Source organism: Paenibacillus sp. yr247 (assembly GCF_900103825.1).
GTDB lineage: Bacteria > Bacillota > Bacilli > Paenibacillales > NBRC-103111 > Paenibacillus_E.
The window spans coordinates 342,366-366,189 of record NZ_FNIF01000002.1 but is presented as its reverse complement, the minus strand read 5'-3'; the positions used below and the strand labels follow the sequence as shown (position 1 = coordinate 366,189).

Sequence of the window (23,824 nt, the reverse complement as noted above, 5' to 3'; positions counted from 1 at the left end):
ATTATTCAACGATCAATGTTGTTTTCATATTAGCGTGGCCGCTTCCGCACATGATGGAACAGTTAATTGGGAATGAACCCGCTTTATCTGGTGTGAAGGTAACTGTTTTGTTGCTGTTGTCGAGGTTAATTTTGAAATCCTTGATGGAAGCACCGTGCATGCCTTCAACATTTTCTAGTGTAATTGTAACGGGTTGTCCTTTTTTGACACGGTATTCGGCTTGATCAAATTTGAAGTTAGTGGTTTTCAAGACTACATTTTGACCTGCCGCTTGTGTAGCAGGGGCTGGGTTTGTCGTATTTTCTGCTTTTTTAGTATCTTTGTTTCCACATGCGGTTATTGCAATGACTAAGGCTATTCCCATCAAAAGAACGAGTAATTTTTTCATGTATACCCTCCGAAATCGTATTTGCATTCCTCATCATTGTACATGACCTCTGCCAAAAAAACAGTGACGAACTCGTGAATGAGAGTTTGCTCATAGAAAAGATCGGCCCGGCGAGTGGATACGCTGCAGACCGATCTTTTTTTTGCTTTAGCATGGATATCAGTTATCGAAACTGATAGGTTTTATCGACCTTTTTCTCTTCCTGAGATCCCTTGTTCAAAGGGTGTTTTCACAGGAATGAACAAGTCGATGATTCCGATGACTAATGCGGCTAAAATCGCACCTATCATACTCGTGGACACATTACTCACGACAAACTGAGCGGCCCAGATGACAATAGCACTCACCAGAAAGCCTACGATTCCTCTGCCAAATGGAGTAATTTTTTTGCCGAAGATACCTTCGATGATCCAAGCGGCTACAGCAATGACTATTGCTAGAAAAAATGCGCTCCAGAATCCTCCGATCCGAAATCCAGGCACTAACCAGCTGACAAACAGTAATACCAAAGCAGATACAATAAACCTTACCAGATGTCCAAGAAGATGCATTCGTGAACCTCCTTCTTTCTGTAATGAGAATAAGCTCTCATAACTAGAAGTGATTTTTGTTGAACTTTGCTTGGTGTTTTTGAAAATTTGCAATTCCTTTGGCAGAAGGAATAGGTGCATAGGTTATTGTGTCCAAATGCAAAGAAGATTATATTAGGTAGCATCTTCCATATAATGATTGTCTCCGTAGCTAATCAGCCTCGATTTGGTTTATAATATAGGGTAGAAATGAGGTTGGGACAGTTGAATAAAAAAATTATTAAAACATTAGATTATAAGAAGATTTTACATAAACTAGCTCATCATGCATCTACTTCACTTGGTAAGGATGCCGCGGAAAAGCTTGAACCTAAGGGTGATTTTGAACTTGTCAAACTTCGGCTGCAAGCAACGGATGAAGCCGTTAATGTCGAGCGCTTAAAGGGTAACGCTCCTTTTGGCGGCATACGGGATATCAGACCCGCTTTGCATCGAGCAAGAATTGGGGGGATGTTAAACCCAACAGAGCTGCTTGATATTTCGACAACCATGTTTGGAACTCGTAGGTTAAAACGCTTTGTTCTTGCTGTTCACGAAGAATACGCAATACCCATGCTGAAGGAACAGGTTGAGTTACTCAGCGAGAATAAGCAGTTGGAAGATAAAATTAATAGCTGTATTGATGAGAACGCCGTCGTTGTTGACGGTGCTAGTCCTGAATTGGGACGTGTGCGAAGTGAACTTCGTACAGGTGAAGGAAGGGTACGTGAGCGGTTAGAGCAAATGCTTCGCAATTCATCCGTTCAAAAAATGCTGCAGGATGTACTGATTACAATTCGTAATGACCGTTTTGTAATTCCTGTTAAATCGGAGTATCGTTCAAGCTTTGGAGGGATGATTCATGATCAATCGGCTTCGGGGGCGACGTTATATATTGAACCAGATGCCATTGTTCAATTAAATAACAAAATACGTGAACTTAAGTTTAAAGAAGAAGTTGAGATTGAGAAGATTTTGCGCGCGCTTACGGAGCTTGTTGCTGAACAAATTGATTTGCTTGTGTTCGATGTTGATCAATTGGCAGAGCTTGATTTTACTTTTGCAAAAGCGGGTTTGGCTAGGGAATTGAAGGGAACTATGCCTAGATTAAATGATCGAGGCTTTATCAAAATCAAGCGAGGCCGGCATCCGCTCATAGCAGCAGATTCGGTTGTGCCACTTGATTTGGAGTTGGGTAATGATTTCTCGCAAATCATTGTGACCGGACCGAATACAGGAGGGAAAACGGTTTCTCTTAAAACTGTGGGTCTTCTGAGTTTGATGGCGATGTCAGGATTGTTTGTCCCTGCCGAGGAAGGCAGTCAATTATGTGTATTTGACGCGATTTTCGCGGATATTGGTGATGAACAGAGCATTGAGCAAAATTTAAGTACTTTTTCGAGTCATATGACGAATATCATAAGTATTTTGAGAGATATGACACCTAAGAGCTTGGTTTTGCTTGATGAACTTGGAGCAGGTACGGATCCTGCAGAAGGATCGGCTTTAGCGATCTCCATTTTAGATTATATTCATCAAATAGGTTGTCGAATCATTGCTACAACGCATTATTCGGAGTTAAAAGCATATGCGTATCAGAAGCAAGGAACCATTAATGCGAGTATGGAATTCGATATACAAACACTAAGTCCGACATACCGTTTACTAGTAGGTGTTCCAGGACGAAGCAATGCGTTTGCTATCGCAGAGCGGCTAGGCTTGTCACGCCGTATTATTGAGCATGCGCGCACACAGGTGGGCGAAGAGGATAAACGCGTCGAATCTATGATCGCTTCGCTCGAGGAGAACCGCCTGATTGCGGAAGCGGAACGCCTTAGCGCTGAGCAGCTGCGGCGGGAGGCAGAAGAGATGCGCCAAACGTTAGAGGCGCAGCAGGCCAAGTTCGACGAGCAGCGAGATAAATTGCTCGAGAAGGCCGAGCGCGACGCGCGCGAGGCTGTCGCCAAGGCGCGCCGAGAGGCGGACGAAGTCATCGCCGATCTGCGGCGCATGGCGCAGGAGGAAGCCGGCGGGGTCAAGGACCACCGGCTGGTAGAAGCGAAACGCCGCCTCGAGCAGGCGGCGCCAGAACTGCGCGATAAGCAGGTGCGCGCGGCGAAAAAACGGCCTGAGCAAATCGAGGCCGGAGATGAAGTGCGTGTCGTGACCCTAGGTCAAAAGGGTCACGTGGTAGAGATTGTTAGCGCGACAGAAGCGACTGTGCAGCTGGGGATCATGAAAATGAAGGTCGAGTTGTCGAATCTCGAGAAGACGGGCAGTCCTGCTCAGAAAAAGCCAGCCTATCATTCGGCTACGACTGTCAAACGAACACGGGATGATAACGTTAGAATGGAACTGGATATGCGTGGCCTCAACATGGAGGAAGCCTTGATTGAGGCTGATCGATTCCTGGATGAATCCTTCTTGAGCAATCTGGGGCAAGTCTATTTAATTCATGGCAAAGGAACGGGTGTGCTGCGTACAGGAATGCAAGAATACTTGCGCCGTCATAAGCATGTAAAAAGCTACCGTATGGGGAACTACAATGAAGGCGGAGCTGGGGTTACCGTTGTCGAGTTGAAATAACTTTTAAAAATATTTTCATCTTTTTGAAACTCATTCTTTGGGACTGCGTATGTAATGTGTGTAAGCACCGGTGATTAAATGAAGAATACGCAACACCCAATTATAAAATTTATGTTTATAAACCTTAGGAGGAATTCAAAATGGGAATTTTTAAAAGACTTCGTGATATGACAATGGCTTCGGTTAATGATTTGCTGGACAAAGCAGAAGATCCAATTAAGATGTTAAATCAGTTTCTGCGTGACATGGAAGAAGACATCATGGAAGCGGAGGCAGCAGTAGCTAAACAAATCGCGATCGAGAAGAAATTCAAGCTTCAATTCGAAGAATCCGAAGAGATGGTAACGAAACGTACAGAGCAGGCTATGAAAGCTCTGGAATCAGGTAACGAAGACTTGGCTCGCCGCGCGTTGGAAGACAAAAAAGAACATCAAGTAAGATTTGATGAATTGAAACGCCAGTATGATCTTGCAAAAACAAATGCTGATCAACTTCGCAGCCAATTAACGGAAATGAAAGATGAGTTTAACAAAATGAAGAACAAGAAAGATTTGTTGATTGCTCGTGCTGAAACAGCAAAAGCTCAAAAACAAATCAATCAAGCGATGTCCGGATTCGGTACGGACAACGCAGCTAAAGGATTTGACCGTATGAGCGAGAAAGTACTTCAAATGGAAGCCGAAGCACAAGCGAGCGGTGAAATCCGCGCTAAAAACCGCAGCTTAGACGATGAGCTGGATGGACTTGGCGCAAGCAGCGGCGGAATTGACGACGAATTGGCAGCTATGAAAGCAAAGCTTGCTGAAAAAAAACAATCCTAATGTTATAGTAGTGATACCTGCGAGGGACTGAGCTAAACTCAGTCTCTTCTACCATATATAGGGATCTTTAAACGAAGTTTATAGTCTCTCTACTTGTGAAAAAGGAAGGCAGGAGACGATATGAACGAAGAGGTGGATGTGTTGCTTAGTAACCCGTATTTATCGACGCTTGCATTTTTTGCAGTTGCTGTCATCGCGCTTGTGGTATTTCTAACGATTTTCGAAATGGTCACCAAATATGATGACTGGGCTGAAATTAAAAAAGGGAACTTATCTGTGGCGATGGCAACAGGCGGGAAAATTTTTGGGATTTGTAATTTGTTCCGATTTGCGATTCTCAACAATGATACGATGATTCATTCTCTCATCTGGGCAGGGTATGGCTTCTTACTGCTGCTAGCAGCTTACTTCATTTTTGAATTCTTGACGCCTTATTTTAAAATTGATGAAGAAATCAAAAAAGATAATCGCGCTGTAGGCTTCTTATCGTTGACGATATCTGTCTCCCTTTCCTATGTGGTTGGAGCTTGTGTAACTTAGGATCATACATAATCTTGGAGGCTTGAACAATGAAATACCTGTGGGGCACTTTGTTTGCCATAGCGTTTGTATTTATGGCTGCAGGGGTTTATTATTTATTGAGATAAGCATGAATGCATTAGGTGGAGGATTACGTAATGAGTGCCAACGAAGAAATGGTTTGTCCCTGGTGTCAAACCGAGATTGTTTGGGATCCAGAGATTGGACCAGAGGATGAATGTCCACACTGTTTTAATGAGTTAAGCGATTACCGGAGTATTGATTTAAAGGTGAAGCAAACAGGTCAACCACTCCGCTTTGAAGAACAAGAATATCCTGACTCCGATGAAGATTTGTCATTGGCTTGGGATGACTCCGATGAACCTCTAGATAAATTCGGAGAGAAAGTTCAGCATATTACAGACGAACAAGAAGAAGCACCCGAGTGCTCGAACTGCCACGAATTGCTTCTGCTTGCAGGGAGCGAGGTCATAAGCGGGACCTCCTTCACGCCTGTTATTCCTAAAACGTTAGGAAATGCTTTCCTTACAGGCCCCTTCACTATGGATGTTTATGTATGCCCGTCTTGCTTCAAGGTGGAGAAAATCTTATCTGATACAGATCGATTACTCATGGTTGAACGTATTAAATCGGAGTAGCGGAAAGAACCGAGTCCTTTAAGGATTCGGTTTTTTATTATGCAGTACCTCATATTTTCACTCGATTGGGGAAGCTTAACTAAAGCAATTTCTAACCGTGGGGAAAGGTGAGGAGGAGTATGCAAAAAGATCTGAGTAGGAAGCGAATTCAGCCAGGTAAGGCAGTGGGGCGATCTAAAAGCAATTATTTTGAAGACCGAGGAAATAGATCAAGCGATGGCAAGGGTTTACAGAAGAAAAGCCGGTTAGATGCTCAAGCTATCCTATTACTCATTGTTCATACGTTATTTGGCAGTGCAAATGCCTTGTCGGGAACCTTTGTAGGCGTGTATTTGTGGAAGGCTAAAAATGACTTAGCTTTAATTGGTTGGTTTACATTAGTAACACATTTGACGATGGCGATCACCTTCTGGTTAGCAGGAAAATGGGTGAAGGAGCATAACAAAATGAACTGCTTACGGCTCGGCGTAGCGGTTTCAGCATGCTTTTATATGCTGGTATTGTTGCTTGGAACAAGCAGCTTTCACTATTTTGTATGGTTGGGAATGGTGCAGGGAATTTCAGCAGGGTTGTTCTGGATTGCGTTTAATGTCGTTTATTTCGAAGTGACGGACCCTGATAATCGAGATCGGTTCAATGGCTGGGTAGGGCTGTTAGGCTCTGGAGCAGGCATAGTCGCACCATGGATATCGGGCTTGCTTATTGTGAGTCTTGGAGATGGCGCTGGGTACCGGTTGATCTTTTCCATATCCTTAGGCATCTTTTTGCTAGGTGTGATTATCAGTTTCTTTTTGAAAAAACGGAAAGTACAAGGTGCCTATGAATGGTTGTTTCCCTTTCGATGTCTTCGGCAAGCGGAAACACCTTGGAAGCGCGTAAGCTTAGCCTTGGTATTTCAAGGTGTCCGGGAGGGAGTCTTTGGTTTCATGATTGCACTTCTCGTCTACATATCCACATCAAGTGAAGCGAGCTTAGGGAAATTTGTATTGATTACTTCGGCGGTATCATTAGTCAGCTTCTGGGCAGCAGGCCGATTTATTAAACCGCATTTTCGTAAAATAAGCATGCTGATTGGCTCTGTCATGGTCGTTGCGGTAATTATTCCTTTTTTCTGGAAAATGGGATATAGCACTTTACTTATTTTCGGCTTAGGAGCTGCGCTCTTTTTCCCAATGTATTCGGTGCCTATGGTGTCAGCCGTATTCGATCTAATTGGTTCCAATGAGGCCAGCGCTAAGCAAAGGGAGGAATATGTCGTGCTCCGTGAGCTTTCACTGAATGTGGGACGTGTATGCGGTGTGCTCCTATTCATTAGCGTTATTTCGTGGAGTAAGGAACCGCTAGTGATTAACGTGCTGCTGTTGATCATTGGGAGCTCCCCGCTGGTCAGTTGGTACTTTATGAAAAACCAGCTATCTGTAATTAAACCTTGACATCTATAGCGATTCCCGATAAAAATGTGGGTATAGTTGGTATTGGGAATAGGAGGGGGTAACCCTTGACACATAAAAAAATGGTCAACAGCATCACTGAGCTAATCGGTGACACACCCGCTGTTCGGATTAACCGATTGGTAGAGCCTGGTGATGCCGAGCTTTACGTGAAGCTTGAATATTTCAATCCAAGCGGCAGTGTGAAAGACCGCGCTGCTTTTAATTTAATCGAGCTGGCAGAGAAAGATGGGCTGCTCCGTCCTGGCGCTACGATTATCGAGCCAACGAGCGGCAATACAGGCATCGGACTTGCGATGAATGCCGCAGCCAAAGGCTATAAAGCCATTCTGATCATGCCGGATAACATGACCAAAGAACGCATTACTCTGCTCAAGGCCTATGGCGCAGAGGTGGTACTGACTCCCGCCGCACTGCGGATGCCGGGAGCAATTGCCAAAGCGATAGAGCTGCGGGATCAGATACCTGACAGCTATATCCCACAGCAGTTCGAGAATCCGGCGAATCCGAGTATTCACCGGACGACCACAGCTCCAGAGATTCTGGAGCAAATGGAAGGGCGACTGGATGCCTTCGTTGCTACCTCAGGTACGGGAGGAACGATCACCGGCACTGGCGAGGTGCTCCGAGAGAGGCTGCCGGACATCCAGATTTATGTGGTGGAGCCGAAGGGTTCACCCGTTTTGTCCGGAGGAAGCCCCGGTCCGCATAAACTCGTCGGCACGAGTCCGGGCTTCATCCCTGCTATTTTGAATACGAGCATCTACGATGAGATCGTGCAGGTGTCTGACGAGGATGCGATCCGAACCATGAGAGATTTAGCCAGCAAGGAAGGCATACTCGTTGGACCATCGACAGGAGCCTCGGTTTGGACTGGATTGCAGGTTGCTCGTAAGCTAGGTACAGGTAAAAGGGTGCTCTGTATCGCACCGGATACGGGCGAAAGATATTTAAGTATGGACATTTTTGAATAGCCCAGCCAATAGAACGCGGCCACTCGGATCTAGATATTCGGAGGGGTCGTATTTTTTATTTCAAATAAAAAAAGAATGTTGAATAAAAATGCGTTACTTAGTATAATTATAAGTATGAGAAGGTCCTTATTGAAAGGTGGATTTGCTGTGAAATTAGCCTATATTAATGCGCTTCCTGAGGAAGATCAACTCCATGAATTTATACAGATATATACAGAAGAATGCATAACTTCAGGATCGTTAGCACTTGTGAATTGGAATAATCTCAATTCCAACTATGTGATCTCGGTTTATGATGAGAATACGCTTGTTGGCATTGGTTGTATCGCAGAAGAACAGAGTATTCATGTGCGTCCCACATATGAGCATCGTGAAATTAAAACCATGGTTAATAAATTGCTGCAAGCCGAATCGAAGTTTGGTTTGGTTCACGGACAATCCTAAATAATGCTTAGAGCAGAGGCCGCCTGGAATACAGGTGGCTTTATTCGTAGTTTATGGGATGGAAATTTATTGTTATATAAAAATAATCTGGCTTTTAGATAGGCTCAGTAATTGAATTAGGATAGTAATTCATTGTAAGATTAAAGGATGAACGAAACCAATTTCAGAAAGGTAGGTTTAACCATGGATGCTTTGAAGCTTAAAATTCTCGAACTACTGAAGGAAGACGCCCGCCGGAGTGCGGACCTCATCGCCACAATGCTAGGAACGGCGGAGGACGAGGTGGCGCGAGCGATAAGCGAGATGGAAGCGGATAAGGTCATCGTCAAATACGCGACAGTAGTAAACTGGAGCAAAGTGGATGACGAAAAGGTTACCGCCCTAATTGAAGTGCAAATTACGCCGGAACGCGGACGCGGGTTCGATGCCATCGCGGAACGGATCTATTTATATCCAGAAGTAAAATCGGTTTATCTGATGTCTGGCGCATATGATTTACTTGTAGAAATCGAAGGCAGCTCCCTTAAACAAGTCGCTTCCTTTGTGTCCAACAAGCTATCGCCGATTGATCGCGTGCTATCTACAAAAACGAATTTTATATTAAAAAAATACAAACAAGACGGCATTATATTCGAGGATCAGGCAGATGATCACCGGATGCTTGTTTCGCCGTAAAGAAGAGGGAACGCCATGATCAAAGATGAGACAACGATCCAGCCGAGCAAAGTAAAATCGATGCAGGACTACCTCGCTCCTGCCGTACGCGAAATAAAGCCTTCAGGTATTCGGAAGTTTTTTGACTTGGTGAGCAACAGCAAGGAAGATATTATCTCCCTGGGTGTAGGAGAACCGGATTTCTCAACTCCTTGGCATGTCCGTGAAGCAGCAGTGTACTCTTTGGAACGCGGCAGAACGAAATACACGCCAAACTCAGGAATTCCAGAGCTTCGTGAAGCCATTGCTGATTACCTGTACACGTCATTTAAAGTGAAATATGAGCCATCTAACGAAGTCCTAGTTACTGTTGGGGGCAGTGAAGCAATTGACTTGGCTCTGCGTGCCTTGGTGACGCCGGGCGATGAGATACTTATACCTGAACCTTGTTATATTTCATATTCGCCAATTACGAGTATTAGCGGCGGCGTTCCTGTTGGAATCGAGACATTCGCGAGGGATCAGTTCAAGCTGACGGAGAAAGCACTTCGCGATGCGATTACGCCACGCTCCAAAATATTAATTCTCTGCTATCCTAGTAATCCAACAGGCGGTATTATGACCTATGAGGATTGGCTGCCGATTGCCAAAGTCGTTGAAGAGAACGATCTCATTGTCATTTCAGATGAAATATATGCGGAGTTGACCTATGGCCAGAAGCACGTGAGCTTCGCAGCGATTCCTGGCATGCAAGACCGGACAATCTTGGTCAGCGGTTTCTCCAAAGCTTTTGCCATGACGGGCTGGCGGATGGGCTATGCTTGCGGTCACCCGGAACTGATTTCAGCGATGACCAAAATTCATCAATATACAGTCATGTGCGCACCGGTCATGGGGCAGGTTGCTGCTCATGAGGCGTTGACGAATGGCCTAGAAGAGAAAGATCGAATGATAGAGTCCTACAACCAACGCAGGCGTCTGATCGTAAAAGGGTTCCGAGATATTGGACTCGAGTGTCATGAACCGCAAGGCGCGTTCTATGCATTTCCGAGTATTGTAGCAACGGGATTAACATCAGAAGAATTTGCGCAGCGGCTATTATTTGAGTCAAAGGTCGCTGCTGTACCGGGAGATGTGTTTGGTTTAGGCGGAGAAGGCTTCTTACGTTGTTCTTATGCCTATAGTGTTTCTCAACTGAATGAAGCCCTAGAGAGAATAGGAAAGTTCCTGAGAAAATTGGAAGGTTTGCAGTAAATAAATGTGTTCATTATGGACTAAAACTGGTATTCTTGTAGTAAGGAGGGATAAGCATGGCTTTTTTGGAATATCAACTATTAACCTATCGAAAACATAGTCAAATTCGCGAGCAGGATTTCGGAAAACGTTGGTTGACCAAGCATGCGAAGAAGCATAACTCCCTCAATTTACTAGAAGAAGAGATTCATTCGTTGCGACGTAAGCTCGAACAAATGGTTCTTGACGGGAAAGAAATGACATCGGATGACGTCGTTGAATTGAGCACAATCTTAGATCGTAAAATAAATGAATATATGAATAATGGAAAGAAAAGTCGGTGAAAGCCGGCTTTTCTCGCGACTATCGAAGAATCCAGACAACAAACGGAGGTACGCTCACAACATGAAAGTGAAATGGCTGTTGGTTATGATGATCGGGCTTATGGTTATGCTCGCGGGTTGCGGCGGGCCGAAGCCGGATGTATCTATTTTTATCATGGGCTCGAGTGGTTTTCCAAGTGAAGCAGGAGACAAGTTGGAAGGTTCTCTGAAATCCAAGGTTGGTGAGGTCCCTACCGTCAAACTTGTTAGTTCGCCTATGTTCTCAATGGAAAAAATGATTGTAGAGCTGGCGGCAGGCGGCAATGGCATCTTCATTCTTGCAGATGATCAATTTAAATCTTTGACTAAACAAGCAGGTTTCGTTTCTTTGGATGATACGATTAAACCTGAGGATTATCCGGATGGGGTCATCGAGATAGCAGAAGATGGCAAGCCTTCTGAAAAGCACCTCTACGGTATTCCTCTTGCAGGGAACAAGTGGATGAAAGAGCAAGGGATTGAAGGAAAAGGGTTGGTAGCTTTCATCCCTCAAAATGCTCCGAAGATTAATGAATCAAAGCAAGTGCTCAAAGTGATTGCACAAAAGTAATAAGAAGTCTATAATCGACAATTAGATTGATAGTAAAATATGCAGCCATAGGTGCTGGTAAGCTCATTTCTAGGAGCTTGCCACTTAAAAGGGAAGCCGGTTAAAGTCCGGCGCGGTCCCGCCACTGTAATCCAGGCATCGTATGCCGGGAAAGTCAGGATACCTGCCCATGGTGCCGTTTACGACATCCTTCGAGGAAAAGGATCGCGTTAAATCAGGAAGCAACCTCCAGTTGCTGAGCGCCGCGATTTATCGTCCCCTTTGTTCCTTAGGAACAGAGGGGCTTTTTTGTTAGGGTCAATCGAAACAAATCGTTCAGAGAGAGGGTTTGCCAAATGAAAAAGAATTCTGTGAAAAAAGCACTTATCCTTACAGTAGCGTTAACGACAGCAGTCAGTCTTGCAGCTTGCGGCAAAAAGGATATGGAGATTTCCAGTCCATCTAAGCTAGGGGGAGAATCAACGAAAGCTCCTGTGGTAACAACGCTGCCTGCGGCAGTCAAAAAAACGAGTTATCCACTGAAAATTAAGGATGCTACGGGCAAAGAGTTTACATTTGAGAAAGCGCCAGAGCGCATTGCGTCTGTATCGCCGGCAGAAACGGAAGCTCTATTTGCACTCGGATTAGAGGCCAATGTCGTTGGTGTATCGGACTTTGATGATTATCCAGAAGCAGTGAAGTCAAAGCCGAAATTAGGCAGCATTACGAAGCCTAACCAAGAAGCGCTGATCGCAGCTAACGCAAATGTTGTGTTTACTGGGGTTTCGATGAATGTGGATACCGTAGAAAAGCTGCGTGCTTTGAACATTAACGTGTTTAAAGTGGAACCGAAAACATTGGATGATACCATAGCTAACATTCAAACCTACGGTATAATTACAGATCATCAAGACCAAGCGGAAAAAGTAGTCGCTAAGATGAAAGCGGATCGCCAGAAGGTAGTTAATGCTGTAAAAGATGTAAAACAAGAGAATAAGAAAAAGGTTTACATTGAATTTGCCCCAGGATGGACAGTGGGCAGCGGTGAATTCATGGACGAGTTGATCCAGCTTTCTGGCGGTATTAATGTTGCCGGAGACAATAAAGGCTGGTATGAAATCAGCGAAGAGAAAATCATTGGGCAAAACCCGAGCGTGATTCTGTTTGCGAATGGGGTCGTCGATAGCAAGAGCAAGAAATCACTGGACGAAATTATTCGTACGCGAAGCGGTTGGGATGCCATTGATGCCGTGAAAAATAAGCATGTGATTGGCCTCGACCAGAATATGCTGAGCCGCCCAGGTCCAAGACTGACCGATGGATTGCTTGAAATGGCGAAAGGTATTTATCCCGAGCTGGTGAAATAAATGAAAAGAAAACTTATGCTATGGGGAGGAGTAGGAGTTATACTCCTTCTTCTTTCTATTCTAGTGAGTTTAACACTGGGTACGGCCAATCTCCCGATCCTCCAAATCGCGAGAATACTTGGCAAGCATATCCCTTGGCTCAGTGATCATATCGTTACTAGCTGGCCGCAATCTTCGGAACAGATCATCAATAAAGTTCGATTTCCCCGCGTATTGCTGGGAATTCTCGTAGGGGCGTCACTCTCGATCGCGGGGGCAGCCTATCAAGGCGTACTGCGCAATCCGCTTGCGGATCCTTATGCACTCGGTGTATCATCGGGAGCTTCTGTAGGAGCTGCATTCTTAATCTATTTTGGTCTGCAAGCAGCATGGTTTGGACAATGGTCCATTCCAATTGTTGCCTTCATCACGGGGCTTATTTCTTTATTATTGGTTCTGAGGCTTGCCCAGATCGAAGGGAAGCTGAAGATGGAGACGCTCATTTTATCAGGTGTAGTCATGCAAGCATTTCTAGGGGCAATCGTATCGTTCATGGTGTCCATTTCCAAGCAGGTTATTAATGAAATTATTTTCTGGTTAATGGGCAGTTTGGCGATGCGGGGCTGGTCGTATGCTTATATCATTTCACCCTACTTAATCATCGGCTTTGTGATACTGCTTAGCTATGCAAGGTCGTTGAATTTGCTGGCTTTAGGTGAGCGGCAAGCCTCGCATCTCGGTGTGAATGTGGAGCGGACGAAGCTGATTGTACTTATCGTGGCTACGTTCATCACGGCTGCCGCTGTATCCGTTGCTGGGGTAATCGGTTTCGTCGGCCTCATCATACCGCACTTAGTTCGTTTGCTAGTGGGTCCCGATTATCGCTTAATTATTCCGTTATCGGCGATTGGCGGGGGGATTTATGTATTATGGGCGGATACACTTGCTCGCACCTTACTGAGTCCAACAGAAATCCCACTTGGTGTTATTACTGCTTTTTTGGGCGCGCCATTTTTTGCTTATTTGCTACATAAGGATAAGAAAACGTTAAGAGGTTGATCAAGATGATTAAAGTGGAGCACCTTTCCCAAAGCTTCAAAGAACAACAAGTAATAGAAAATATCAGCTTCGAGGTCATGCAGGGTGAATTTTTTGGGATTATTGGTCCTAATGGCAGCGGGAAGTCGACGTTACTCCGTCTATTATCGGGGATTGATCCGGTTAAAATGGGAGAGGTCAGGCTGGATGGTCGGTTCGCGACCTCCTATTCACGGAAAGAGCTGGCTAGATGGCTTGCTGTCCTACAGCAGGACGCGCTGCCTCCGGTAGGCTTTACGGTTCGTGAAGTTGTGGAAATGGGGCGCTATCCCTTTCAGAATTGGCTTGGCGAGGATTCGGCTGATGCGGAAGGTTTAATTGAGGGTATTGTAAGGAAGCTGCACTTGGAACCGCTCATTGATCGCACGATCGAGCGGCTAAGCGGCGGCGAACGCCAGCGTGTGGCTCTAGCTAAAGTAATGGCGCAGCAGCCACGACTGCTTATGCTGGATGAACCGACAACCTTCTTGGATATCGGATATCAAGTTCAAATGATGGACTATATCAAGGAATGGCAGAGCGAATCAGAGTTAACGGTTGTCGCTGTCCTGCATGACTTGAATTTGGCCGCGCAGTACTGTACACGCTTGATGGTTGTTCAAAATGGCCAGCTTGCAGCGATAGGAACACCGGATGAAATCATTACTAGCGGGTTAATAACCGAGGTGTATGGAACTGAACCGATTGTTCTTAAGCATCCTGTTAACTGTGCACCGCAAATTTTATTACAGCCAGGAAAATAATTGAAATAACAGGGGATGAACTTGTGAGTAAACTAGAATCTATTATTGGTCGTATTATGCCCATTCATCAAGATGTTGTGGGTCAAGCGAATGATCACTTGAATCAATTGACTAAACCGCAAGGAAGCTTGGGGAAATTGGAAGATATCGCGCGACAAGTTGCTGGAATTACGGGCGAGGTGATGCCTGTTTTTGATAAAAAAGCAGTGATCGTAATGGCCGGGGATCATGGTGTTTGTGAAGAAGGCGTTAGTGCATTCCCAGCAGAAGTTACGCCTCAAATGGTGCTTAACTTCCTTTATGGCGGTGCTGCTGTCAACGTTCTGGCCAGGCATGCCGGAGCAGAAGTCGTCTGTGTAGATATGGGGGTTAATGCTGATCTGGAGCACCCTAGTCTCATTTCTCGTAAAGTAAGAAAAGGGACGCGCAACATGGCGCGTGAAGCGGCTCTGACGCTAGATGAGACCGTACAGGCGATACAGACTGGTGTTGAGATCGTGGATGAATTGGTGGAAAAGGGCTATCGCCTCTTTGCTACCGGAGAGATGGGGATAGGCAATTCAACGGCAAGCGCAGCTATTCTGTGCGCATTGACGGGCTTGGATGCCGGAATTGCTGTTGGCCGTGGAACGGGCATTGATGATGCGAAATGGTTGCATAAACAATTGATCGTGAATAAAGCATTGAACGTAAATGGGCTTCGTATGGGTTCGGAAACTGAAGTGAATAGATCAAGCTCTGATTATGCGCTTGATGTGTTGATGAAGGTTGGCGGATTGGAGATCGCCGGACTTGTTGGGGTGATTCTTGGCGCAGCGAAGAATCGCTGTCCGGTCGTTGTCGACGGCTTCATCTCGTCAGCAGCAGCGCTCGTGGCGAGCCGATTAGCACCGCTAAGCGCGTCTTACATGCTCGCCTCGCACTTGTCGCAGGAGCAGGGGCATACGAAGATGCTTGAAGCGGTAGGCCTCGCAGCAATGCTGCAAATGGATATGCGTCTGGGCGAAGGAACAGGCGCAGTGCTCGTCTTCAACTTGATCGATGCCGCAGGTAAGATCATGAAGGAAATGGCGACATTCGAAAGCGCAGGCGTGTCGCGAGGGTAGTCGCTTGGCGGCAGACGATACGGTGTAAGCTTACACAGGAAGCGAAAGAAGGAGGCGAAGGCGCCATGGCGGTTTTGGTTACGGGCGGCGCGCGAAGCGGCAAGAGCTCTTTCGCGGAGAAGCTCGCGATACATAGTTGCGTGCGGGGGATTTATATCGCGACCTCCCACATCTACGATGAGGAAATGAGGGAGCGGGTCCAGCTTCATCAGCAGCAGAGGCTTAGCTCGGGGTATCCTTGGGATACCCGGGAGGAGCCGTTCCAGCTGCGGGAGCTTTTGCTTCAGGTTCAGGCGATCGGCGAGGAGGCTGTCGTCTTGGTCGATTGTTTGACGCTTTGGCTGACCAACTGGCTGCTACAGTATGAGGGAGAAGCAGATGCTTCTGCGCTGGTTATGAAGCGTGTAGATGAGCTTATGGAAACTGTGTCCTCCTACTGTGGACATCTTATATTGGTTACGAACGAAGTCGGGGACGGCATTGTACCGGAATATCCACTTGGCCGCAGCTTTCGAGACTTGGCAGGACGAATGAACCAGCGGTTAGCTCAGGTATGTGAGCAGGTATTCCTTGTTACGGCAGGAATACCCATAGAGTTAAAAAGCAAAGCTTATCGACTGGATGAAAACAAGTAGTCTATAAGCATGGAACGGTGATTAATATGTGGATATACACCTGGCAGGAGATTGTCAGTATGACGGCAGCTGCCATTGTATTAGACTGGATTCTAGGCGATCCGAGATGGCCGACACATCCGGTTATTTTCATTGGCCGCTGGATTCGCATGATGGAAGGCAAGTTGCGTAAAGAAAGGAACGAAGGCAATCAGCCAGGATGGCTGCGAGCTAAGGGCGTGCTTCTTACTGTTTCTACCGTGGTGCTAAGCTTCAGCAGTGTGCTGGTGCTTATTCTTACAGCCCGCTGGATTCATGAGTGGTTAGGATACTTTGTTTGTACGTGGTTTATCTCGACGACGATAGCCATCAAAGGGTTAAAGGATGCGGCGTATCTTGTTTACAATCCGCTGCGCAAAGGCGAACTTGCAGATGCTCGCAAGTACACGGGATACATCGTAGGCCGAGATACGGATGAGCTTTGTGAGGAAGAATTAACACGCGCGGTCGTGGAAACCGTGGCGGAGAACATTGTCGACGCGGTCATTTCGCCCTTGTTCTATGCGCTGCTTGGCGGAGCACCGCTAGCGATGCTGTACCGGGCATCGAATACACTGGATTCGATGGTCGGCTACCGAAATGACCGTTACCGTCATTTCGGCTGGGCGTCGGCCCGCTGGGACGACGCGATGAACTGGATCCCGGCCCGGCTGACCGGCCTCCTGCTGGTCCTCGTTGCCCTGCTGCAGCCGGGCCTCTCGGCGAAGCGCTCGGCGGCTGCTATTCGCCGCTTCGCGCATTTGCACCCCAGCCCGAACAGCGGAATTCCAGAGTCGGCGGTAGCCGGGGCACTCGGAATTGAGCTGGGCGGGCTGAACGTCTATGGCGGGGCTGCGAGTGAGCGCGCCCGTCTAGGCTGGCCACTGCGTCCGCGGACGCAGCAGGATATCGTCTACGCCGTCAGAATGCTCTACGGCGTCAGCTTTGTAGTGATGGGAGGATTGCTGTGCATATTACTCGTACTGTTTTACTAGACTGGCTGCGTGCTTGCATAGCAGCCTTTCAGTTTCTAACCCGTTTGCCGATTCCCGTTCAAATTGACTATACAGATCGCGTATTTAGCCGAAGCGTCATATTCTATCCGCTAGCTGGTTGCATCATCGGTCTTCTTTTACTGCTAGCAGGCGAAGGGCTAACCCTTATTCTTCCTGCGCTGCCGGCAGCCGTTCTGCTTCTGGGGTTCTGGGTCGTTTTAACAGGCGGCCTGCATCTAGACGGACTTATGGATACTTCAGACGGTATTCTAAGTCACAGACCTCGCGAGCAAATGTTAGAAATCATGAAAGATAGCCGAGTAGGCGCAATGGGCGTAATCGTATGTGTCTTGCAACTGCTCCTCAAATTTTCACTTCTTTATACGCTGCTTGATATTAGGCAGATCGGTGGTTCAGAGGGAGTATGCTTCCTGCTTGCCATCGTACCTATCTGGAGCCGTTGGTTTATGGTAGCTTCTATTTATGGTTGGCCCTATGCTCGGAGAGACGCTGGATTAGGCAGCTTATTTCGCGGAGTTAACAAATGGCATGTTTTTTCATCTGCACTAGTAGCTCTCTTGACTACTACGCTTTTTTCGGAGATGGAAGATCTTGGCATAGCAGCTTCCGCTTTAAGTCATCCATCCATTTGGGCTGTTGTTCTTAGCTTTGCTTTAGGAACAGCTTTAGCTGGTTGGATATTGGCTGCGTATATGAGCCGCAAATTAGGCGGTTTAACGGGAGATACATACGGCGCTTTGAATGAGCTTCTTGAAACTATCCTGCTGCTGGGCGTCGTCGTTTTCGTTACTTATTACGGATAGAACAATTCAGCAATATCCAAAAAGAAAGGAGAGGAAATCATGCTAGAACGCTATGGGCATGGAGGCGATCTCTTGACGGCAGAGGAGACTTTCGGCAGGTCCATGGAGCAATTTCTGGATTTCAGTTCGAATATGAATCCATTAGGTCCTCCTTCCGCTGTTAGTCATATTCTGAAGGAGCAATGGCGCGACATCGTCAAATATCCCGACCCTGCTGTTCGTGAGCTGCGAAGCAAGCTTTCGCAGAAATATGATATTCCGATGGAAAGCATTCTAGTTGGTAATGGGGCAGCGGAACTGATCGATTTGACAGCGAGAGTGTTGAAGCCTGCTGTTACTGGATTAACGAGGCCATCTTTTAGCGAATATGAGGAAGCCATCCACAAATCAGGTGGCGGAATCTATAACATCCCTCTAACCCATTCGAACCAATATGAACTGCAGCAGCAAGAGATAGAAGCTGCTTATTCAGCTGTGGATTTGTTCTTTTTAGGTCATCCGAATAATCCAACAGGGAAGCTGATTCCTCGCTCAGTCATAGATATGCTTATGCAGAGTGATCGAAGATTGGTGCTTGATGAGGCATTCATGGATTTTGTACCGAATGAGCAGGATCACTCTTTACTCAAACTCGCTTCGACAAGTCGCCAGTTCTTTGTCATCCGTTCGATGACGAAATTTTATTCCATACCTGGTTTACGTTTAGGCTTTATGGTGGCTCATCCGGATGCGATCCAGCAAATCAAACATCAACAAGTTCAATGGAGTGTCAATTATTTGGCTCAGCGCATCGGAACAGCCGTGCTTGAGGATGAGGATTTTGAGCGCGCCAGCCGGCAATGGCTAAAGGAAGAGAAACCTTGGCTCTCTGAGCAGCTCCGACAATTAGGCCTTGAGGTTGTGCCTAGTGATGTGAACTTTTTACTTTTTTCGTTCCCTGAGCACATGGGCATCCATGTGAAGCGGGCCCAAAAGCATATGGGGTATCAAGGTATTTTGATTAGAGACGCTTCTTTGTTTGAAGGGCTTAACGAACGTTACTGCCGTGTTGCGATTCGTCTTCGCGAAGACAATGAGCGGTTAATCGCGGGGTTACATAACATGCTGGCAGATTTAACGCAGAATCGAGGGCAAGGCCATGACTAAAGGAACTGTGAAAGCGGCAACACTGATGGTTCAGGGCACAGCTTCGGATGTGGGCAAAAGCATTCTAACGGCCGCTTTGTGCCGCATTCTTGTACAAGATGGCTGGCAAACGGCGCCATTTAAGTCGCAAAATATGTCCTTAAATTCCTACGTTACCTTTGATGGCAAGGAAATTGGTCGGGCCCAAGGCGTCCAAGCCGATGCTTGCCGTATTTTAGCGACAACGGATATGAATCCGATCCTGCTTAAGCCAAAGCAAGACATGGTTGCACAGGTTGTCGTTCACGGTAAGCCCTACTCCGATCTAGATGCAAGGACGTATCGAGAATCATATTTACCACAGGCTGAGATGATTGTAAAGGACGCTTTGAAGCGGCTGCGCAGCGAATATGACATTGTGGTACTGGAGGGGGCGGGGAGCCCGGCTGAAGTTAATTTAAAGGATCGCGATATTGTAAATATGCGCCTGGCAGGTTGGGCTGACGCCCCTGTGCTTCTCGTCGCTGACATTGATCGTGGGGGTGTTTTTGCTTCGATCGTTGGGACACTAGAGATTTTGACGCCGGAGGAAAGAGACCGGGTTAAAGGCTTCATAATAAATAAGTTTCGCGGAGATGTTTCTCTGCTAAAACCGGGTTTGGATTGGCTTGAGGAGAGGACAGGGAAGCCTGTACTAGGTGTAGTTCCTTATTTACCGCAGCTAGGTATTGAGGACGAAGACTCCGCTTCTCTTGATTCTAAACGCATGCAAAGCAAGCGGAATGAGAGCTCGCAAGTAAAATTGGCTGATCAACTGGATATCGCTGTGATTCGCTTGCCTCGTCTTTCTAACTTTACGGATTTCGATCCGCTTCAGGAAGAAAAAGATGTCCATTTCCGATATATTACGCACCTCGCCGAGTGGGGGGAACCAGATGTCGTTTTGCTCCCAGGCAGTAAGAATACAATGGACGATTTGCGGTATTTGAACGAATCTGGTCTGGCAGAGCGTCTTAAGGCGTTCGCGCAAACCGAAAATGGATGGGTCGCCGGTATATGTGCAGGATATCAGATGTTAGGTGTCAAGCTGCTTGATCCACATGGCTACGAATCGGATCATCCTGAGCTAGAGGGATTGGGGCTTCTACCAACGGAGACAGTGTTTACTTCGGAAAAACGCACGGTTCAGGTTCAGGGAAGCAGCACACTTTTTGCTGAAAATAGCTCCGTGATTGTCATTGATGGTTATGAAATCCACATGGGGCGGACACGTTATTTGCAGGAAGCAGCAGCGCCTTTCCAGATAAAGGCTCAAACCAACGGAGAAGCTAGCGGCTCTGACAATGTTCTGCACGGAGACGGGGCCGCTGCGGATCAAGGGCGTGTGTGGGGGACGTATTTACACGGGATTTTGCATAATGATAACTTCCGCAGAGCATGGTTAAATCGCATTCGGAAGCATAAAGGATTACCGCCAATCGTAGGTGGCCTACGTTTTAAAGAACGCAGAGAAGCAGCCTTCGATAGGCTGGCTGACCATGTTAGAAGTCACTTGGATATGCAACGTGTTTATGAGATGATGGATGTATCAAAGCCTTGGAAAAGGAAGGATGTTGAACAATGAAAATTTATACTCGAACCGGAGATGCTGGGCAAACAGGCGTAATCGGAGGTCGCGTAGATAAAGATGATGATCGCGTTGAAGCGTACGGAACTACGGATGAACTGAATTGTTACGTGGGTCAGGCGATGAGCTTTATGGATCCGGAGAAATTCCCGGATTTACTTCCGGATTTGCTGCAGGTGCAGCATGAGCTATTTGATTGCGGTTCGGACCTTGCTCTCTTGAAGCAAGACCTGCGTCCTTATAAAGTAACAGCGGAAATGGTTGATGCGCTTGAGGCTTGGATTGATAAATATGATGCGGAAACACCGGATATTACACGATTCATTTTGCCAGGTGGCGGTACCGTTTCTTCTACACTTCATGTATGCCGTACCGTATGCCGCCGAGCAGAACGCCGGGTAGTCACGTTGGCTCGAACGCAGGAAATTAATCCGGAAGTACGCAGATACTTGAATCGACTTTCCGACCTTTTCTTTACCATTGCCCGTACAGCGAACCATCGCGAAGGTATTGCTGATGTGGAGTATGTGCGAAGTGCTGAGGTGTTTAGACGTAAACCATGAGTTATTATGAACCATTAGTATACATCGTACCGCCAGAGGAAGAGGGCTTTATTCTCAAAACGATTCTGCAAAAAAGATTAATGGTCTCACGCAAACTGCTATCCCGAATTAAATTGACCGAGCAGGGGATAACGGTGAATGGGATCAGACAATACATTAGCATCAAGGTCAAAGCTGGGGATCGTGTGGAGATTCGTATGGAGGAAGAAGAGTCCGAGGATATCTTACCTCAGGATCTCCCTCTCCATATCATTCATGAAGATGAGCATCTGCTTATTCTTGCCAAAGATGCCGGTATCATTGTGCATCCAACACATGGGCACTACGTCAACACAATCGCCAACGGCGTCGTATATCACTGGCAGCAAGCGGGTATTTCGTGCCGTTTCCGGCCAGTTCATAGGCTTGACCAAGAAACATCAGGTGTACTTGCTATCGCAAAAACTCCCTACGTTCACCAGCAAATATCGGAACAGATGATTCAGCATCAGGTGAAAAAAGAGTACTTGGCCTTTGTCTGGGGGATCGTCACTGCAAAAAACGGTACGATCAATGAACCCATTGACCGCGACCCTGAACAGCCGCATGTTCGTATCGTTACCCCTGACGGATATTTCGCCGTAACCCATTACGAGGTCGTTGAACAATTCGCGCATGCTGCTTTAGTTCGAATATGGCTCGAAACCGGTAGAACACACCAAATACGTGTACATATGCGGCATTTGGGTCATCCGCTGCTTGGAGATAAGATGTACACACTTCCTGAATATGAGCAGAGTTTAGCTGCAGCGGAGGCTAGTGAACGGCTCGACCGTCAGGCATTGCACGCTTTTAAACTGGGCTTTGTTCATCCAGGAACAAGGGAGTGGACGGAGTACAATGCTCCGCTGCCTGCGGATTTATCTGCTTTGCAAACCTGGCTGCAAGAAAGCAACTAGAACGATAAAACCATCCCTTTTTAGGATGGTTTTTCTTTGCTATAACTTGACTTTCCTTATCAATTCCCTCAGAATTTTAAGTAGTTCTGATTTATTTCAATTCATAAAGGAGCTTTAACATCATGGGAGTAAAAGTATTTTGTTACGATAAATGCGGGACATGCCGTAATGCAGTGAAGTGGTTGAAAGCGCATCATGTAGATATCACAGAAAATGTCCCTTTATTTGAGACGCCGCCTTCAGCAAAAGAATTGTCTAAGCTGCTTAGTGATAGCGGTCTGGAAATCAAAAAATTTTTCAACACGTCCGGTGAAGTATACAAAGAGATGAATTTGAAAGACAAGCTTCAAAGCATGTCGCAAGAGCAAATGCTTGATTTGTTAGCCTCAAACGGCAGATTGATTAAACGGCCTATCGTAACCGATGGCCGTAAAGTAACGGTTGGCTTCAAAGAAGATGAGTATGAGGCCGTATGGGCAAAGGGGTGATGATAGGTTGGATAAGAAGCAGAAACCAGCAGGTAAAAAGTCGCCACTAGCCATAGGAGGTTTCGTAGCTGTCCTTTTATCACAAGGAAAGCTGCTTTTGGCGGCATTAAAGTTTGGTAAGGTTGGCGGAGCCATCATCTCGATGTTCATTACGATTTGGGCATACGCCTATCTCGCTCCATTGCCTTTTGCCATTGGGATTGTTTTGATGATCCTCATACATGAACTTGGTCATGTTTTCGCAGCCAAGTTGAAGGGGTTTCCGGTGTCGGCACCTGTTTTTATCCCATTCCTTGGCGCACTGATTACGATGAAAAAGAATCCTACCGATGCAGCAACAGAAGCTTTTATTGGTATAGGAGGACCTATTTTAGGGACAGTTGGTGGAGTTGCCGCTTTCGCTCTTGGTGTATACACTGGTTCCCCTGTTATTGTTTCAGTCGCTTATGCTGCGTTCTATCTAAATTTAATTAATTTATTGCCTATTCATCCGTTAGATGGCGGGCGAATTTCTACTGCAGTAACGCGTTGGTTATGGATACTAGGATTAATTGGCGGTTTGGTCTTTATTTTTTATTTAAATCACTATGTAAATCAATTTATTTTCTTTGTGATATGGGCCATGTTTGCCTGGGATTTGTACAAGAAATACGTTAAATACAGAAATCGAGAGGAGCTAGTTTCGGTTTCTACACGATTTGAATTTGCTGCGGAACATCTACTCCAGCAAGGATATATCATTCCGGGGGAAAATCACACACGAGAGCTGGAATATACGACTTATTCGGATTTACAGGGTTCTGGGGAGGGCAGACAAACCATTGTGATTTACTGGCAAGGGATTGGATTCGAGGGTCACGCTTATCTGCCGGGACAATCTGTCGTTAAAAGAGTCCAGTTAGTCAAAGTGGAACGTATGCAGAAAGAGAATGGATTTTACCTAGGGCTGCAAGTACAAGTGGAATTTTCACCTCTTGGGATACAGGAACGTTATTACGATGTTCCTGTGAAAACACGTTGGAAATTCGGAGCAGCTTATCTTGCGCTCGTGTTGTTTTTGCTTTATATGATAAGGCTAGTTCATCAAGTGGGAATCATGGATTAACGG

Annotated in this window: 26 protein-coding genes and 1 riboswitch; of the genes, 24 read left to right on the top strand and 2 right to left on the bottom strand. The window is 46.3% G+C overall.

The window, feature by feature from the left end; all coding sequences use genetic code 11:
• Position 1: 1 nt before the first annotated feature.
• Positions 2-388, bottom strand: coding sequence for a cupredoxin domain-containing protein (locus BLT91_RS06375; protein WP_090818288.1), 387 nt, complete (start codon positions 386-388; stop codon positions 2-4).
• Between the two features lie 182 nt (positions 389-570).
• The gene (locus BLT91_RS06370) at positions 571-939 is read right to left on the bottom strand and encodes a phage holin family protein (protein ID WP_090818285.1); all 369 of its coding nucleotides are present in this window, start codon (positions 937-939) and stop codon (positions 571-573) included.
• 243 nt (positions 940-1,182) lie between these two features.
• On the opposite strand from BLT91_RS06370, the gene BLT91_RS06365 reads away from it, so the two are divergent.
• The 24 genes from BLT91_RS06365 (at position 1,183) to BLT91_RS06250 (ending at position 23,821) form a co-directional block, all read left to right on the top strand.
• Positions 1,183-3,543, top strand: a complete 2,361-nt coding sequence (locus BLT91_RS06365; protein WP_254776810.1) for an endonuclease MutS2 — start codon at positions 1,183-1,185, stop codon at positions 3,541-3,543.
• A 140-nt stretch (positions 3,544-3,683) separates the two neighbouring features.
• The gene (locus BLT91_RS06360; protein WP_090818279.1) at positions 3,684-4,364 is read left to right on the top strand and encodes a PspA/IM30 family protein; all 681 of its coding nucleotides are present in this window, start codon (positions 3,684-3,686) and stop codon (positions 4,362-4,364) included.
• A 120-nt stretch (positions 4,365-4,484) separates the two neighbouring features.
• Positions 4,485-4,904 carry a DUF350 domain-containing protein gene (locus BLT91_RS06355; protein WP_090818276.1) on the top strand — a complete coding sequence of 140 codons (420 nt, stop codon included), beginning with the start codon at positions 4,485-4,487 and terminating at the stop codon, positions 4,902-4,904.
• Positions 4,905-5,041: 137 nt separating this feature from the next.
• A complete protein-coding gene (locus BLT91_RS06350; RefSeq protein ID WP_090818273.1) occupies positions 5,042-5,542 on the top strand; it encodes a hypothetical protein in 501 nt (166 codons plus the stop codon).
• Positions 5,543-5,661: 119 nt separating this feature from the next.
• Positions 5,662-6,975, top strand: a complete 1,314-nt coding sequence (locus BLT91_RS06345) for an MFS transporter (protein WP_090818270.1) — start codon at positions 5,662-5,664, stop codon at positions 6,973-6,975.
• Between the two features lie 80 nt (positions 6,976-7,055).
• A complete protein-coding gene (gene cysK, locus BLT91_RS06340; RefSeq protein WP_090819774.1) occupies positions 7,056-7,967 on the top strand; it encodes a cysteine synthase A in 912 nt (303 codons plus the stop codon).
• 147 nt (positions 7,968-8,114) lie between these two features.
• A complete protein-coding gene (locus BLT91_RS06335; RefSeq protein WP_141224936.1) occupies positions 8,115-8,411 on the top strand; it encodes a hypothetical protein in 297 nt (98 codons plus the stop codon).
• A 183-nt stretch (positions 8,412-8,594) separates the two neighbouring features.
• The gene (locus BLT91_RS06330) at positions 8,595-9,086 is read left to right on the top strand and encodes an Lrp/AsnC family transcriptional regulator (RefSeq protein ID WP_090818264.1); all 492 of its coding nucleotides are present in this window, start codon (positions 8,595-8,597) and stop codon (positions 9,084-9,086) included.
• A 15-nt stretch (positions 9,087-9,101) separates the two neighbouring features.
• The gene (locus tag BLT91_RS06325; protein WP_090818262.1) at positions 9,102-10,319 is read left to right on the top strand and encodes an aminotransferase class I/II-fold pyridoxal phosphate-dependent enzyme; all 1,218 of its coding nucleotides are present in this window, start codon (positions 9,102-9,104) and stop codon (positions 10,317-10,319) included.
• Positions 10,320-10,375: 56 nt separating this feature from the next.
• Positions 10,376-10,642 (top strand): aspartyl-phosphate phosphatase Spo0E family protein, encoded by a 267-nt coding sequence (locus BLT91_RS06320; RefSeq protein WP_090818259.1) that lies wholly within the window; start codon positions 10,376-10,378, stop codon positions 10,640-10,642.
• Positions 10,643-10,703: 61 nt separating this feature from the next.
• A complete protein-coding gene (locus tag BLT91_RS06315; RefSeq protein WP_090818256.1) occupies positions 10,704-11,231 on the top strand; it encodes a hypothetical protein in 528 nt (175 codons plus the stop codon).
• Between the two features lie 32 nt (positions 11,232-11,263).
• Positions 11,264-11,417: riboswitch (cobalamin riboswitch) on the top strand.
• Between the two features lie 149 nt (positions 11,418-11,566).
• Positions 11,567-12,577 (top strand): ABC transporter substrate-binding protein, encoded by a 1,011-nt coding sequence (locus BLT91_RS06310; RefSeq protein ID WP_090818252.1) that lies wholly within the window; start codon positions 11,567-11,569, stop codon positions 12,575-12,577.
• Complete coding sequence (locus tag BLT91_RS06305; protein WP_090818250.1) at positions 12,578-13,615, top strand: FecCD family ABC transporter permease; 1,038 nt, start codon at positions 12,578-12,580, stop codon at positions 13,613-13,615.
• Positions 13,616-13,620: 5 nt separating this feature from the next.
• The gene (locus BLT91_RS06300; RefSeq protein WP_175532119.1) at positions 13,621-14,397 is read left to right on the top strand and encodes an ABC transporter ATP-binding protein; all 777 of its coding nucleotides are present in this window, start codon (positions 13,621-13,623) and stop codon (positions 14,395-14,397) included.
• Positions 14,398-14,420: 23 nt separating this feature from the next.
• The gene (cobT, locus tag BLT91_RS06295; protein ID WP_090818243.1) at positions 14,421-15,503 is read left to right on the top strand and encodes a nicotinate-nucleotide--dimethylbenzimidazole phosphoribosyltransferase; all 1,083 of its coding nucleotides are present in this window, start codon (positions 14,421-14,423) and stop codon (positions 15,501-15,503) included.
• A 65-nt stretch (positions 15,504-15,568) separates the two neighbouring features.
• Entirely contained in the window at positions 15,569-16,138 is a 570-nt protein-coding gene (gene cobU / locus BLT91_RS06290) for a bifunctional adenosylcobinamide kinase/adenosylcobinamide-phosphate guanylyltransferase (protein WP_090818240.1), read from the top strand.
• Positions 16,139-16,164: 26 nt separating this feature from the next.
• Positions 16,165-17,151, top strand: coding sequence for an adenosylcobinamide-phosphate synthase CbiB (gene cbiB, locus BLT91_RS06285; RefSeq protein ID WP_090818237.1), 987 nt, complete (start codon positions 16,165-16,167; stop codon positions 17,149-17,151).
• Positions 17,124-17,975 (top strand): adenosylcobinamide-GDP ribazoletransferase, encoded by an 852-nt coding sequence (cobS, locus tag BLT91_RS06280; protein ID WP_090818233.1) that lies wholly within the window; start codon positions 17,124-17,126, stop codon positions 17,973-17,975. The genes cbiB and cobS overlap by 28 nt, the downstream gene beginning before the upstream one ends.
• Positions 17,976-18,014: 39 nt before the next feature.
• The gene (gene cobD / locus BLT91_RS06275) at positions 18,015-19,121 is read left to right on the top strand and encodes a threonine-phosphate decarboxylase CobD (protein WP_090818230.1); all 1,107 of its coding nucleotides are present in this window, start codon (positions 18,015-18,017) and stop codon (positions 19,119-19,121) included.
• Complete coding sequence (locus tag BLT91_RS06270) at positions 19,114-20,724, top strand: cobyric acid synthase (RefSeq protein ID WP_090818225.1); 1,611 nt, start codon at positions 19,114-19,116, stop codon at positions 20,722-20,724. The genes cobD and BLT91_RS06270 overlap by 8 nt, the downstream gene beginning before the upstream one ends.
• On the top strand, positions 20,721-21,290 hold the full coding sequence (locus BLT91_RS06265) for a cob(I)yrinic acid a,c-diamide adenosyltransferase (RefSeq protein ID WP_090818223.1): 570 nt from the start codon (positions 20,721-20,723) through the stop codon (positions 21,288-21,290). The genes BLT91_RS06270 and BLT91_RS06265 overlap by 4 nt, the downstream gene beginning before the upstream one ends.
• Complete coding sequence (locus tag BLT91_RS06260) at positions 21,287-22,228, top strand: RluA family pseudouridine synthase (protein ID WP_090818220.1); 942 nt, start codon at positions 21,287-21,289, stop codon at positions 22,226-22,228. The genes BLT91_RS06265 and BLT91_RS06260 overlap by 4 nt, the downstream gene beginning before the upstream one ends.
• A gap of 119 nt (positions 22,229-22,347) precedes the next feature.
• Entirely contained in the window at positions 22,348-22,716 is a 369-nt protein-coding gene (locus tag BLT91_RS06255) for an arsenate reductase family protein (RefSeq protein WP_090818217.1), read from the top strand.
• Positions 22,717-22,723: 7 nt separating this feature from the next.
• The gene (locus BLT91_RS06250) at positions 22,724-23,821 is read left to right on the top strand and encodes a site-2 protease family protein (protein ID WP_090818214.1); all 1,098 of its coding nucleotides are present in this window, start codon (positions 22,724-22,726) and stop codon (positions 23,819-23,821) included.
• The last annotated feature ends 3 nt before the right edge of the window (positions 23,822-23,824 follow it).